Origin of the sequence: Persicitalea jodogahamensis, from assembly GCF_014651615.1 — a bacterium.
Lineage (GTDB): Bacteria > Bacteroidota > Bacteroidia > Cytophagales > Spirosomataceae > Persicitalea > Persicitalea jodogahamensis.
Window position 1 is genome coordinate 1,833,398 of record NZ_BMXF01000001.1, and the last position, 14,954, is coordinate 1,848,351.

The following is a 14,954-nucleotide window of genomic DNA, read 5'->3' on the forward strand; positions in this document are numbered from 1 at the left end:
GAAAGGAGCAAATAAACCTAAAATACTGAACACTCAGGTCAAAAACGGTAGGTTGCCCCAATGGCTGCATAATTGATCCAGGTGAAATTATACACCGACTCCACATCCGCACCGCCTTCCACTACCCGATAGCCTGCCCGTAAACCGAATTTTGGGCCAAAATCGTAGCCTAGCCCCAAAAACACGTCCTCAGCGCGGCCCGGCCCGGCACCGGCCAATGCATCAGCTTCCAGCATAATCCGCCAGCGATTGCTAAGGCGGTACATTGAGAAGATATTCAAAAGCGGTACAAAACCGACGTTGCTGAAATGCGTGTCCTGGCTATCGGAAATAAGCCGCACATCGGCATCCCGGATTTTCGCCGTAAGGCCCACGCCCAGCCGGAAACGCTCACTCCGTACGATGGCGTAGCGATACGTCAGACGATACGAATTGAACTGGTACTTGGCGGTAATGGCCTCGTTCGGGGCATAAGCCAGACCGTTGAAGTTAACTACCTGATCGAATTGTCCTTTGTAAGTAGCAGTCAGCGGGGCATAAAGAGCCGTGATGGTGTGCCGGTCGTTAAAGGTGACGCCTAACCTGACTCGACTATAGGCGAGGGGTTGCACCTCAAAATTATTTTTGCCCAGGTCAAACTGCGTGCCGCCAGTGTTCGGAATGCTGATTCTATTGTAGGGCGTTCCTAAAACAAGCCCTCCTTCCAGGTCCATCCAGAATTGGGCCTGGGCGGCGGAGAGGGGAATAAGAAAACAAATAAGGAAGTAAAAAGACTTTTTCGGCAACATGGAGAAGCAGAGGTTGATTAGAGATCGTTTTTTCCTTGCTCCCGCTACAAAAAGCAGACCACGGGTACTGGAGTTTGGCCATGGTTTCATAAAAAAGCCCCGTTCCGAAGACTGTTGCTTCGGAGCGGGGCTCGTACCTGAGCAGTTCACAACGTTACTTTACTGGCTCAAACAACCAGCTTGCATCCTGACGGTACACCTTGTCATTGCGGGCATTGGCATCGGCTTGGGTTACTTTTAATACATAGCCCTGGTGCCGCAGAAACCAGCCTCCGTTCGCCGGATAGCCAGCGGTTTCGAGTGAGATATAATTGAGCCCCCCTGCTTCCTTCTCTTCGGGAGTACGCACGTAAAAGTGCCCTCTTCCGCTGGCCGGGGTACCGGGATACAAAGTCAATAGTTTGTCGTTTCCAACTTGAAGGTAAAGGTCCGGGATGGGGGAGTTCAACAGTTTTAACGCAATAATACCTTTCGCTTTGTCAACATCAATTTTCTCAAACTCCATGACGGTGGCATCTTTGGGGCTCACGATTTTTCCTTCGAAATAAGGTTTGTTGCCATCGCCTGCGTTTTTCTTCTGCGCATTCTTGTCATACCCCATCCAGTAGTCGCTGCCTGTTTCTACCCGGTTTCCACTAATGGAGTAGGCGTGGAGACGGAATTTGATGGGAAGAACGGCGGGAGCGACCTCCTTGCTATTGACCTTAATGCGTACTCCCCTGATGCTGTTGTTGGTGCATTGGTTGTATTGAACAATCACGATCCGATTCTCCTCGCCCTTTACGAGCTGATCTTTCAAATCTACCTCCTTGTATTTCGAAGCATTTCCTATAAGGTCGGAGCCCGGCTGGTACCCCCCGTTTTTATGGTTGCTATTGAAAAAATAGATGCGGGCCCCGTCGTCAGCCATGTCGTAAGACACGGTGAAGGTTTTCAAATCCACGTTTTTAGGAATAAAAACCGAGGTTTGAAAATACGTGAAGTCCAACTGCTGAGCGCATTTTTTTACGTTTCTACCCAAGTCAGGGTAGTCTACAGTTCCATCGCTTTGCGTCTTGGCCAGCTCCCACTTGGTATCCGATTTTGCGGGGATTTTCGCCTGGTCGAAAGCCGCTATCCTCGCCTCCATATCGGGGGTGTTGAATTCAATTATTCCTTCGTTTCCTTCGTGGATTTGCCACGCGCCCACCTGCACTTGCGCGAAGGCCGGGCTTAGGCTCAGGATTACGATCAGAAATTTGATAAATGTGTATACAGTTTTCATTTGGGTAATGTTATTGTGTGTTGCCTACTCTAATCCGTATTTTCGGCCGACTACGTTGGTACGAGGGCACAAAATTGGAGCACCGGGACGAGCAAAATCCGTCATCTTTGCCGCAAAATCCGTCAGAATATGCTTGTAGCAGTCTCGATAAGGTACTTGGAGAGTATGGGCAGGGGTGTGATTCGTAATGAATGGTTGTTTTACCTCATCTCCACCAGACGCAGTCCACCATTCATGTGTTGAAAAACGCCCAATTGACCACTAACCAGCGAATCGCACGATGTGGGGCCTGAGCTGATGCGCACACTGCCAAAGTACAAACAGTGATTGCCATCGGACTCCACAAGGCGGTAGTTGTCGACCACCAGGGGTAGTTCGAAGCGAAGGCCGGCAGCTACCTTTTCTTTGCTTATCTGTTTCTTGAGTCGATAACGGAAGGAAGAACCGTCGGCCATGGGCTCGTCGATTTCCCGTTTTTCCACAACAATTTCGTAGTTGTACCCCCATTCGTACTCGAACTCATCGATCGAATCGTAAAAAAACTCGGCTTCGCCACCTTTTTCACTAACCAGATAGCACAACTGAACGCCTTCGCCCTGACATGGCATCCGGTAGTGCGAAATCTTCCACCGCAACTCCTCTGATTGATGGGCCATTTTGCTGGCGCATCCCGTCAACGATAGGAATGCGAGGGTTGAAAAAAGGGTGTGGATTACATGTACCATCATGTTGCTATGATTTAGTGGTTCTGGCACTGTCGGGTGAAAAACCGGTTTGACTGAATGGGAGGCTGCGGGGACACGGAACAGACTTACCCCTTAAAATATCTTTCAGAAGCTGTTTAAGTTAATATAAAACTAGCTCACACCTTCTTAGATTAGCGTCTGCGACCGACATATGGCTTGCCATAAACCTCTACTTCTGTCAAGCTGAGTGGAGTCATTTCTAGCCCCTGCTTCTGGAGAGAAATCCTTATTTTTCGAGTAGTCCTGTTGATTGGTATGACAAAACTAGTCTGATCAGCTTCCCATCTATATGGGCCTAATGACTCTACTCTACCGCTAGAAGCATCTCTGCCAAAGACATCAGAATCGTATCCGGGATTGTCTGGAGCCAATGGTTCGGTAGCTGGGCGTGAGTGAATTTCTTCAGCTCCGGTGGTAACATAAAAATTCCTGCCCGCTAAATTTGAAGCCTCTGAGCTGTTCCAAATCACTATGTGATCTACTTCGGCGAGCTGACCTAAATCTACCTGCCATGCAGGCGTGAGGCTGGGTGGGGTTTGGCTTACCGAGTTAGCCGGGCCGTTCAAATAAGCCCTGTTTTTATTTCCGTCTATCGCTTTCTGAGAATTGCTGAATTGGGTGTTATCTCCATAGGATTGCCAGGTCTTGGCGATGGGTAATAAAGCTAAATTATCGAGTGCCACGGCACTGGGAGTAAATCCTGGAATGGGAACCGGTTTTCTGCCGTCAGTTATCGGCTCGGCAGTTTTGCCTTGCCTAATCCTAGAAGGCGTCTCGGTTTGAGGCTGTCCAGTACGCATCGCCGTGGGTGTCTCAGTTTGAGGTTGTCCAGTGCGCATTGCCGTGGGTGTCCCGGTTTGAGGCTGTCTACTAGGCGTTGTGGCAGGAGGCGCTGTCGCCCATATTTCCTCTCCATTGGCAGCTACAAGTCTTAGTCGTCCATCGTCAGTCAGCTCAGCGCGGATGCTCTTGTGCAGAATGACCGGAGCCACTGCATCTCTTCCATTAGTGGCACAATACGATTTGTTCTGTGAACTTTGGATACAAATGTTGCCGTCGGGGTTGTAGCTCAAATACCCTTTCGCAACTCCTTCACCAAAGGGATTACTCAGAGGAAAAGTATACACGTTAAGGCCACTCGGGATTTCCTCGATCACAAAATTGCCGTCGGGGGTACCCCTGAGTTGGAATTTTCCGTTGGGAGAGACCATTTTCTCCCCTTCCTGCAGCCTGTCGCCGGGCTTCATCTGTCCCCGATACCTCAGGATTGCCGCGTTATCCACCGGCGTGGTTCGGCTCATAGCTGGGTTACTGGTTTCGGTTGGGCGCGTCCGTACCGGTGTGTTTGTTTCGGTACTCGTTGGGCGTGTTCGTACTGCGGGATCCGTTTCAGTACCCGTTGGGCGCGTTTGGGGTGGAGTGGGCGTGGTAGTGGTCACCGTTGGTGTGGGAGTCTGGGGAGAAGTAGTAGTTGGCTTCCCTGTATTTGAAGCAACTATGTTGGCCCCAGCGGGCTTGCATGAACCCGGAACGTACAGGGTCGCCACGGCGGCAATGTCCCCGGCGCTCAAGCCATCGCGTTGCCCCATAACCGAATTTTCATCGCCCTTGGCATTTTTCAGATTGATGGTGTTTTGGTTGTTTTTTGAAAAAGCTTTTGCCGGGTAATGCATGACAGAGCTAAAATCATACGCCCCTATGTTGGTTGCCTTGTCATCCTGCTTCTGGAAATTGTGCTCTTTGCCAGCCTGGATGTTCCCAAAGCTGATCGTAACGTACGTATCGCGGTCTTCCCGGCTTTGTGCGTGGACAAAACCAGCGGCATGTAAGATTTCGTGCACCACAGTACCCTGATTGGCTTGGGTAATTGAGATTTCCTGACGACCTCCTTTATAGCTTTTGCCCAAAACTGACCAGTTTCCATTCTTGGAGACAAACTCAACGTAGTCGGTCTGATTGGTCCGGGGTACTACACAAAGGTTTGTTTTATCATGTACTTCCTTGATACCGGCCAAAATAATATCTCTTTTAGGGTGCCCGGCTGGAAGGACATAAGGGATAGTGGAATTTGGCCATCGCCGGGATTGGTCGTCGTTGGATGCCGCATCATTGGATGGAGCGGTAGTACTGGTAAAATCCCCGACATCTCCCAGGATCATGTCACTTTGGTAGATCACTTTCCCATCGGCGATTTCCACTTCGATATTTTGTGCCGTCTTGGACCTTGGGAGCACGATGTTCATCTGTTTTCTTTCAGTGGGACCCGTATATCCTTCTACGGGAACAGGCTCGGTAGCCGGGGTTACAGCAACAGCTACCGGGATATCGAGTTTACCCATTGCATTATTCCAAACTAACTCATTAGCGTCGGTGTAGAGACCCAACAGTCCATCATCATTCAGCATGGCGCGTACTGGTTTCCAGTCGCCGGTTCCGTACTTGGGGTCAAAGTACGCCTGTGTCTCGGTCGACCAGGCCGCCTGGTTGTCACGGTCGTTGACCACCAGATTGCCGTCGGCTTGCATGGTCAAATAACTCCCGCTGCCTTTGGTGGCCATGCTGCACCACACAAATTTATCGCTGCTGGTGTAGATGCACAGGTTGCCGTCGGGTTGCATAGTCAGGTAGTGGCTTTTATTGGGGGAATAAAGGCGTTGACCCTCCGTGAGCTTGGCTCCTACTGCCAGCATACCGGCAACCGACTGGGCGATGGCCGAGTGAGCGAGGATCATCACCAGAAAAACAGAAGAAATAAAATTTTTCATGATTGATTTGGTTGGTTTTAGCGTGATAGGGTACTCTTTTCAGGATTTCCGACTAACTCTTATCGTCTCTAAATCCTACCTCCCGAACACCTGCACTTCCGTCAGGCTGAGGGGCCTGGGATTTGAGCCTTGTACCAGAGTGATGCGGACGTATCTGCTCTTCTGGTTGACATTTATTGTATGGCTTTTCGTATTGGCCGACCATGGGTTCAGTGGTCCATACAGTCCGCCATCACCATTGACTGAATTATCTGTGATTACGAAGGGGGTGCTCGAAGTGAGGACAATGAAATTTTGCAGCCTTTCCCAGCAGCAATCCTGCCGGTTCCAGATAACAATTTTCTCAATATCGTACACGGCCCCTAAGTCCACTTCCCACCAGGCAGACCGTTCGTCGCTGGTGTGGGTAATGGAATTTTTTGTGTCGCCCATTTTAAAAGAGCCATCGGTATTGCCGTCAACAGCCTTGCCGGAGCCGGCATAGCTGGGGTCCATCTCCGAAGATTGCCTGGTGGGTTTATTCAGGGCCAAATTGGTGACTGCCCCTTTGCCGGCGTTGGCTGAACTGGTTCTTGGAACAAGCTTTCCGGTCGCCGACCAGATTTCATTCCCAGCTTTGTCGACCAGTACAAAACGCCCGTCGTCGGTTAATTCAGCGTGGTCGCTTTTGTGCAGAATAGTCGAAGCTGCCCCGTCGCGCCCATTGGTGGCGTAGTACGCTTTTTGTTGCGTGCTGTTGACAACGATATTGCCGTCGGGATTGTAGCTCAAAAAGCTCACCTTGGGCGCACTATTAAGACCGTCGTTAAGCGGAAAGGTGTAGGCCACCCGGCTATCCGGTACTGTTTCGATAACAAAACTACCGTCCGGCGTGCCCCTCAGTTGAAATCGGCCATTGGCCGAAACCAGTTTTTCGCCTTCCTGCAGCTTGTCGCCGGGTTTCATAAGGGACTGATATTTCAGAGTAGCCGCTTGGGCCGGATTCGCGGCGAAGGGGTCGGTTTTGGGTGACGTGTTGCCAACTGAGGTAGTAGCCGGACTTGCCGCGCCTTCCACGTAGCTCCATATTGCCGTAAAATACCACATGTCCCCATTCTTAGCCACACCGTATCCCACCACATTGACGGGAATACTCTTCCCGTTGTACGAGTCCAGATTCCAGGTGGGCCGGTAGTGCGTCTCTGATTTCATCCAGCCTATAGGGTACTCAGACAGGCTCATGGCACCCGCGCATGCCTCGGGCTTCGGGTGGTTTTTCAAGTACCTGTCCACTCTTGCGCCAAAATCACGGTAGTTTCGATTGTCGTGCGTGACATTCTTAATGGATGCCTGATAATCAGCTTGCTCTTGTGCCAATTTATTGAGGTCCTCATGGATAATCAGCGGTTTCAGGTTAGAGGGCAGGTTGAGTGCCGTCTGACATCCCTGCTGTTTTCGGTAGTTGGGGTTCAATCGGGCCTCGTTGTTTATAGCCAGCATAGTGGCCCTGACCTTGTCCAGTTCGGTTTTCGTCAGGCTTGATTTAGTGCTAAGATTTTTAAGGTAGTCCAGGTTAGCCTGATCGTGAAGTTGAGCAACTACCTCTGCAGAACACAGCACAGTAGCCAGCACCAGTAGGAGGAGAGGTTTGAATTTTGAGAGGCCTTCCGGGAAGAAAAGTAAACGTTTTGCTTTCATAGTGTATGGTGAGTTTTGTGTTTGTTACCTGACTGCATTGAGATTTCAGGCATGGCACAAAGTTGCGGCATACGGATGCACAAATTCCGTCAACTTTGTTGCAGAATCCGTCAATAGTGGTAAGAAAAGGCCTTTTAGTACAATTTGGAGAGGTGGCGCTTCAAGCGTCTAGGCAAAATCGCTCGGTAGTTTTCCGAAGCGTTTTTTGAAGCTTCTGGCAAAGGAGCCAGCGTTTTTGTAGCCAACCCGAGAAGCCAGCACGGCCACAGAAACCGGGGTTCCGCTTTCCAGGAGCAGTCGCGCTTCGTTGAGGCGTATTTCCTGTAGGTACTTCGAGGGGCTCAGGCCCGTCAGCCGTTTCAGCTGCCGGAGCAGGGTCGATTCGCTCATCGCAAAAGTTTCACTCAGGGAGGGGATGTCCAGCAGGCCGCTTTCCAGGTTAGTACGGATATAGGTTTCGAAGTTTTCCAGCCACTTCTGATCAGCTTCTGCAAGCTGAAATTCATCCCCGATTTCCTTATTTTCTACGAAGACTTCCTGCCTTCTGGTCGACTGATTTTTCAAAAGGTTCTCGATCCGCACTACCAGTTCTTCTTCATCAAAAGGTTTGGTCAGGTAGTCGTCCACCCCAATTCGCAGGGCGTGTAAACGATCGGCCAGCTCGACTCGGGCGGTCAGCATTATAACAGGAATATGCCGCGTCGCATCGCCTGATTTTAACCTTTCAAGCAGCTGGTACCCGTCCATCACGGGCATCATCAGATCACTCAGAATTAAATCGATGGCCGGTTTGCCATGCTTGATTTTTTCCAGAGCGGCTGCGCCGTGTTCAGCAAACAGGACCAGGTACTTTTCGGATAAAATCAAGCCGATATACTCCCGCAAACCGGGGTTGTCCTCCACCACAAGAATGGTAGGCCGGGGACCTGTGGCCGGGTCGGTAGGGTATGGTTCAATCACTGGTTCACCGAGGGATGCGTGGCCTTCGCACCCGGCTTCGACCGGGGGGACATACAGTGGGACCGGCGTACTGGGTTGTTTTGAGGAAACATCGACTGGCCAGGAAATAAAAAAAACGGTCCCCTCATCCGGCTTGCTCTCCACCCGAATTGCCCCGTTCATCAGCCTGGTGTATTCATGGCACAGGGCCAGGCCAATGCCTGTCCCGCCTGCCAGAGACCGATCTTTCTGGCTGGTTTGAAAGAAATGGTCGAATATGTGGGGAAGATCGTCCGGGGCAATACCCGGCCCCGTGTCTTTTACCCGGAGCAGGAGTTCTTCGCCCTGTAATTCAACCTCGACCCTGACCTTTCCATTGGCCGGAGTGAATTTGAAGGCATTGGAAAGCAGATTGTAAAGAACCTGCCGGCACTTTTCCTGATCAAGGTCAGCCACGGTTCCGGACGGAACCCTCACCTCATGCGAATAATGTATTTTTTTCCATTGACCCAGCGACTGGAACTGGTCGAGGTGAACTTCGAAAAACGCTTTCAGTCTGGTTGCTTCCAGGTCTAGCGGCATCTTACCCATTTCAAGTTTCCGCAAATCCAGAATTTCCTTTACCATCGATTCCAGCTGCCTTACGCTACGATTAGCTATTTTAAGGAGCGTCGTATGCTTTTCGGATAGCTGATTTTCTCTCATCAGCGTCGCGATGGGCCCCGCGATCAGGGTCAGTGGTGTCCGCAACTCATGACTTATGTTGGCAAAAAAACGGGACTTGGCCAGATCAAGACTTTCCAGCTGATTGGCGTGCAGCTGGATGAGGCGATTTTTGTCGGCGAGTTCAACTTTGCCCCGTCTTTGCCGGATGTACCCCATTACCAGCCCAACGGCCAGCAGTGCCACCAGCACGAGGATAACAAGGGAGTAAGTAAGCTGCGATTTTTTCAGGTTTAGCTCCAACCCCCGGTTCTTTTCGTTGGCGGCGAGCTTGTCACGTTCTGCCTGCAAATAGAAATTCTCAATGTTAAAGCCAGCGCTTTGGGCGCTAAACTTTTCTTCATGGAAAATCTTTTTCTTCAGAAAACGCAGGGCATCGGCAGGATTGTTTTCCTGCTCGGCGATCTTTGATTTAAGGGTGTAGGTCCGGGTCAGCAATTCATCGAGCTGCAGTCTTTCTGCCTTCCCCAGGGCATCTTCAAGATAGTCCTTGGCTTGAACCACTTGTCCCTGCAGAAGCTTGAGGCTGGAAAGGTCCAGCAGCGTGTGGATTTCCATCCAGGGACCCGGTTCCGCCTGACTGTATTGCAGCGTTTTCAGATAATGGCGCTCGGCCTGCGCCAGGTCACTTTTAGCCAAGGCCAGGTCGCCCTTCAATTTGGAGGCATTGATCAGTAAGGGGTATTCTTCAGGCCGAATGGGATTGGATTCGGGCAGATTATTCAGGGAGGGGAGGTACGCTTCGGCCTTCCTGATGTTGCCCGCCAGCAAGTATTGCTCCAGCAACTGCATTTGTAATTTTTGGCTTAACCGCTGCGATTTTACTGCCAAAGCCTTAGTGAGCAATGCCTCCATCCCCGGGATCACCTTTTCTCTCCTGACAAAATGGAGCTGGAATTTGAGCAGGGCAAATTCAACTGAAAGCATGGAAGATTCGTCTCCCAGGGTCTGATAAACCGTAAGCGCTTTCTCCAGGTACATGGCTGCGAGCTTGTAGGCCCCCAACGCATCGTAGTACCGCGAGAGGTCAGTATAGGCCGCGGCTTCCCGACCTGAATTTTTATGCTTTTTGGCGAGCCGGGCCATTTCTTCCCCGACGTGGATGGCGGCGTCGAGATTGAACAAACGCTCCAGCTGGATCATGACGGCATAAGAGGTGCGGTAGACAGAATCAGGCCCGTCACTGAAATGGTCTGTGATGAGTTCCGGAATGAACGTGTAGTCTGAGGGTGCAGGATTTTGACGAAGCCCGGCTTCTATTTCTGACCAAAGTACCGGATCGACGTAGAGCGACGGCCTGGGCTGGCTGAAGGCAGTTGCGCGCGCCAATAGGCAAAGAAATAAAAATAGGACAGAGCTGAAAGAAATCCCTTTTATTCTCCACCCAACAGGGCGTCGTGTCGATTTCTCATGCGATCCCATCTGTGATAGGAAAGTCATTCGGTGTGGTTGTGTGGAGCATTCGCTGGTTTCGGAAAGAAAGCGAATTTAATGCAAAAATTAGTGATGCTCAATTTTTGAACATGTGTCTGTACCGGATTTTACAGGTACTTACCTGAAATAATCCACTAGGTTAACGGCATATACCAAAAAAACGTCTCCCGGTAATGCAGAAATAGCCTGACTGGGCGCGGGGCTGAATTACCTGTCCGGCTGACGTACCGCACGAACGCGCTCTGCTGTTTAAATAGTGGTTTTGCCAAATTGGAGCGCACCTGCGCGCATTATGATTTCCACTGCCACATTGCGGGAATACAGCAAATTCACTTTCGTGCTTTCACGACTTCTCGCACGGTAGTGAACCTGATATCAGGATAGCGGTGGGTATCGAGCGGATCGAGTTTGGCGCGGCCGCTGAGCATGTTGCGCAAGTACTGCATTCCCTGCCAAGGAGGAAACACTTCATCGCTGGCGGGCATAAGAGTCCGCGTGGCTTTAATCATAAAATCGAGTACCGCCAATCCGCCAACGCGCAACAACTTGAAGTCTTTTCCGGTGGCCTGACTGGCCGCTTCCCGTAATCCCCGGATCGTAAGCGTGTCGCCGGCGATGCGTAAGTCGCGCGGCGTAGTGTCATCAAGGGCCGCCGCAGCTGTGTATTCGGCGGTATCGGCAATGGTCGTGAAGTCGAGCGGCTGGTCAGCGTCGCCCCAGTACACGATGCGGTTGAGCGGAAAGAGAATGAGTGGGGCCTCGCCCGTAAGCAGGTCGGCGAACATGCCGTTGAGAATGGAAGTTGCGGCGATGGGGGACGCATCGAGGCGGGCCCGAAACTCCCGGCGCAAATCGAGATTGCGGTTAGAGCCTTCGGGCGTCTTGGTAAAATCGATGGAAAAATCGGAAGGAATAAACCGCGGAACATCCGCTGTGACCGCCGCCGTAAGCAGAAGAGTCTGCAGGTCGACGATCACTTTTCGAAGACCCGACAAAGCTGACACGACGCAGGACGCACCCCGCATGGCCGAAACTAATTCGGTGATATTCTCGAAATTCACTTTTTCTACCACTACCCCCGCATTTCTCAGATACACGATTTCGTCCAGATCGCTGCTGTGCCGTACCAAAGCCTTGACGCTGGCGCCCCGCCTGACCAGAGCGCGGGCAATGCGCCCCCCCAAATCTCCGGTGGCTCCGACGATGACGATGGTTTTTCGGTTGGATTGCGTGTTCATGTGGCTCTTGAATTTAGTGGAATATCTGAACCAAACGGGTAGGAGAGGGCAAATGTTAATGAACCCACCTTTTCTATCAATCGGTCAACCTGTTTTTCATCCTCCTTGCCATTGCGAAACCAGCCAATAAACCCTGACCAAGCCAATCATAGTGGTGAAAATAATCAACCCGTATCTTTCCAAAACTCCAATTGCTTTGATCCTGAATGTCCAGATAAACAGCGCTGAAAAAATGGATTGAATAATGAACCCAACCCAAAAATCATTCCCCAGGAGGTACCAAAATGTTAAGAAGTTCAATACCATACTCAAAATGGAGTAGATGGTCTTCCTCACATTTTCAGATGAATAACCGAAGTTATTCTCGACTACTATACCTAGTAGCGCGAACGAAATGAGGGCAGGTATTGAAGAAAACAGACCAGCAAATGGTGCTAGAATAGTTAGGCTCGTGTCATCCTCATTCCAAAATAAAAACCAGATTGGAGTGGCAAGTAGCACTGTGTAAAGCCAGACTCTCAGGCAGTAGATTACAATGTTTTCCAACCTCGACCTATCCATAATAGCTTTTATCAAGGCCCTTGGAACCTAACGGAACCCTTAGATTCCCACCAGCCACCCCACATATACCACCCGCCCAATCGCCGCCGAACCATACGCCGACACCGCGTTGGCATTGGTGATGTTTGTCGATCCCAGCCGCAGCAGACTTTTCAATGCCGGAATCCGGTAGCCGACCTGCGCGTCCAGCGTGCCGAAAGAATCTATGTAGCCTTCATCAAAAGGCATGAAAAAGGTATAGCCCGTTTGGTAGCGGTAGTTGAAGCTGTACATAAATCGGTCACGGGAACCGTCTAGCCCCAGGTTTACTTTGTGGGCAGGTGTGTTGAAGCCAAGAATCAGGCCTTCAGTATCTCCTTCGTCGATGTGCGACCAGGTGTAGTTGCTGTAAAGGTGTAGTTTTTGCGGCGTATAGTAGTCGGCGGCCAGTACCACGCCCTGCGTGTTCACGGCCTGGTCGGCGTTGGCCCATACCTGAATCAGGCGGCCTCGCGTACGGTCGGTGGTGGGCTTGCCGAAGTCGCCGGAAGGCGGAAAGGGTGTTCCTGTCACGGGCAGCCCGTCCTCACGGCCATAAAAGCGGAGGGTTCCGATAAAGTCACGGTAGCGTGAGCGGTAATAGCTGGCATCTACGTACAAACCTTTCAATACCTGCGCCTTGTAGCCGATCTCCCAGGTGTTGACCTGCTCGGGAGTAAGGCTTTTGATGGTTTGCGGTTTCAGGAAATCAGGATTGGGCTGACCGTTGGGCAGCGTCGAAACGGCGTTCAGACCCTGAAAACCGCCGTCGATATTCCCCATTACCAGCAGTGATCCAAAATCCAGATAGATGTACTGATCGAGTTGTGCGGGCTGGCGGTAGGCTTGTGCGTAACTCAGCCGGAAATTATGCTGTCGATTTTCTCCCAGGGACAGTACGCCCGAAGCCCGGGGCGAAAAGCGGGTACCAAAGTTGCGGAAGTTGTCTAACCGCCCGGCGAAGGCCAGCCGAAGGCGGTCGGCGAGCAGATTCTGGCGAATCTGGCCGTAAGCTCCTCCCTCGTAATTAACGATTCGGTCGCGCATCTGTACGTCGTTGGTGCCGGGCGCGATGGGGGATTTGTCGCCGTCGGCCAGCAATGTGCCGGCCGAGCGCAGACGGTGGGTGCGGAAACTGGCCCCGGCGATGAGCTGCGTGGCGGGGGCCAGCTGCCATTCCTTCTGGGTACTTAGGTCGTAGAACCGTGCGGTGTTGGCGAAGGCCGCGCCGCGCACCGTTCTGGCACCGTTGACCTCGATGGTACCTACGCCACTCACAATCTGCTGGCGCAAATCGTTGAATGCTTTACTCCCGACTGGCAAGATTACGTCCTGGGCGATGCGGGATGCCAGAGCCTGAGCCTCGGCAATACTTTGTCCTCCGGTCACCGCCTGGCTGAGTTGGTAGGGCTGCGGCGCGTTACCGTCGGGGTTGGCGGCATAGATGCCATTGAGCGTGGCATTGCCCGGCAAGCCATTGGTACGGGCTGCGCCGAAAATCTGGTTCCAGAGGGCGAAGTAGTTCTGGCCGTACGTTGGGTACTGGCCGCCATCGGGCTTGCTGGGAGCCATCACGCTGCCCATGATGCCATTACCCAGGCTGCTCAGGTCGTAGGCTTTTCCCCCGTAATCAAATACCGTGTAAGCCCGCACGAACCAGTCTTTACCCGCAAGTTCGGCGCGGTGGAGGTCGTACTGCATGGCGCGTTGCGCGTAGCGGCTGCTGCTCTGAAAAATGCCATTGCTGAACGTATAGCGGTACTCATAGGTCAGCTTGGTACGCTCGTTAATTTTGTATTGCACCGTAGGGTTGATTCTGATATTTCCGGCTTTGTAGCTGTCGCCCCAGATGGTGAACAGATCACCCGGCGCCTTGGCCCACAGCAAGTCCCGCTCGGCGTATCCCGGCGCATAGACGCGATAGGCTTTGTTGTCGTTCAGAGCCGTCAGCATCGTGTTTGTGACCGTGGAGCCCTGGTCGCCGTAACGGTTGATGGCGTTCCAGCCTAGCGGCGATCCTTGGTTGTTATTGGCGGGATCGGCTCCGGCCAGACCGCCCGAAGTAACGCGCTTGATGGCTGCATCGCTGGACGCGATAAATTCGTCGGCCGAGAAGTAGTTGGCGTTGATTTTGAAGGCCAATTTGTCGCCAATCGTTTTCGCGTAGCGTACTTGGAAATCAATGAGATGACGATTGCCACCGCGCAACGAAGCAGTCAGGCCGGGGGTAGTGAAAGGGTCTTTGGAATGCATCAGCAGCACGCCATTGAGGGCGTTTGAGCCATACAACGCCGAGCTGGCCCCGTGCACGATGTCGACGTTTGCCAGATCCAAATCGGAAATGCCGACCCAGTTCCCATAGTAGAGCGAGGCGGTAGGGGAGGTGACGTCCACGTAATCGGCGAGTTGTACCACGCGTTCGGCTTTGTTGCTGTTGAAGCCGCGCGTACTGAAACTGGTAATAAGCCAACTCGACTGACTCACATCGATGCCTTTGTACTTGGCCAAACCCGAAATGAGGTCGATGGAAGCCGTGCGTTGCAGTTGTGGTGCGGAAATATGTTCCATCGTCACGGGCGTCTCCATCACGCGCTCGGCGGTGCGGGAGGCTGCCACGGTGACCTGGTTCAAAGTACCACCATCCCGGCTGGTGGTATCGGTTTGGGCGTGAGCAGATTTAATCAGAAATGGAAAGCAGAAAAATAAAAACAGCAATCGTTTTGGGTAGCCGATAATCATAAAAATAAGGTTCGTTTCGAGGGTCAAAGATAGAATACAGTCCACTCATTTAGTACATTTGA

The 14,954-nt window shown here is 51.9% G+C and carries 8 protein-coding genes; all 8 read right to left on the minus strand.

The window, feature by feature from the left end:
• Positions 1-38: 38 nt before the first annotated feature.
• The 8 genes from IE117_RS07545 to IE117_RS07580 all read right to left on the minus strand — a co-directional run bounded on the left by IE117_RS07545 (position 39) and on the right by IE117_RS07580 (position 14,919).
• Positions 39-788: a porin family protein gene (locus tag IE117_RS07545; protein ID WP_189563682.1), complete on the minus strand. Its 750-nt coding sequence runs from the start codon at positions 786-788 to the stop codon at positions 39-41.
• Between the two features lie 154 nt (positions 789-942).
• Positions 943-2,052, minus strand: a complete 1,110-nt coding sequence (locus IE117_RS07550) for a fascin domain-containing protein (protein WP_189563683.1) — start codon at positions 2,050-2,052, stop codon at positions 943-945.
• Positions 2,053-2,252: 200 nt separating this feature from the next.
• Positions 2,253-2,780, minus strand: coding sequence for a DUF4377 domain-containing protein (locus IE117_RS07555; protein ID WP_189563684.1), 528 nt, complete (start codon positions 2,778-2,780; stop codon positions 2,253-2,255).
• A 149-nt stretch (positions 2,781-2,929) separates the two neighbouring features.
• A complete protein-coding gene (locus IE117_RS07560; protein WP_189563685.1) occupies positions 2,930-5,563 on the minus strand; it encodes a M12 family metallopeptidase in 2,634 nt (877 codons plus the stop codon).
• A gap of 75 nt (positions 5,564-5,638) precedes the next feature.
• Positions 5,639-7,240, minus strand: coding sequence for a galactose-binding domain-containing protein (locus IE117_RS07565; protein WP_189563686.1), 1,602 nt, complete (start codon positions 7,238-7,240; stop codon positions 5,639-5,641).
• Positions 7,241-7,408: 168 nt separating this feature from the next.
• The gene (locus IE117_RS07570) at positions 7,409-10,231 is read right to left on the minus strand and encodes a hybrid sensor histidine kinase/response regulator transcription factor (protein WP_189563687.1); all 2,823 of its coding nucleotides are present in this window, start codon (positions 10,229-10,231) and stop codon (positions 7,409-7,411) included.
• A gap of 434 nt (positions 10,232-10,665) precedes the next feature.
• The gene (locus IE117_RS07575; protein ID WP_189563688.1) at positions 10,666-11,574 is read right to left on the minus strand and encodes an NmrA family NAD(P)-binding protein; all 909 of its coding nucleotides are present in this window, start codon (positions 11,572-11,574) and stop codon (positions 10,666-10,668) included.
• A gap of 600 nt (positions 11,575-12,174) precedes the next feature.
• Positions 12,175-14,919: a TonB-dependent receptor gene (locus tag IE117_RS07580; protein ID WP_229580486.1), complete on the minus strand. Its 2,745-nt coding sequence runs from the start codon at positions 14,917-14,919 to the stop codon at positions 12,175-12,177.
• Between the last annotated feature and the right edge of the window lie 35 nt (positions 14,920-14,954).

Coding starts and splice junctions, on each gene's coding strand:
- IE117_RS07565 (WP_189563686.1), bottom strand. CDS start 7,240: ATGAAAGCAAAACGTTTACTTTTCTTCCCGGAAGGCCTCTCAAAATTC.
- IE117_RS07575 (WP_189563688.1), bottom strand. CDS start 11,574: ATGAACACGCAATCCAACCGAAAAACCATCGTCATCGTCGGAGCCACC.
- IE117_RS07545 (WP_189563682.1), bottom strand. CDS start 788: ATGTTGCCGAAAAAGTCTTTTTACTTCCTTATTTGTTTTCTTATTCCC.
- IE117_RS07555 (WP_189563684.1), bottom strand. CDS start 2,780: ATGATGGTACATGTAATCCACACCCTTTTTTCAACCCTCGCATTCCTA.
- IE117_RS07560 (WP_189563685.1), bottom strand. CDS start 5,563: ATGAAAAATTTTATTTCTTCTGTTTTTCTGGTGATGATCCTCGCTCAC.
- IE117_RS07550 (WP_189563683.1), bottom strand. CDS start 2,052: ATGAAAACTGTATACACATTTATCAAATTTCTGATCGTAATCCTGAGC.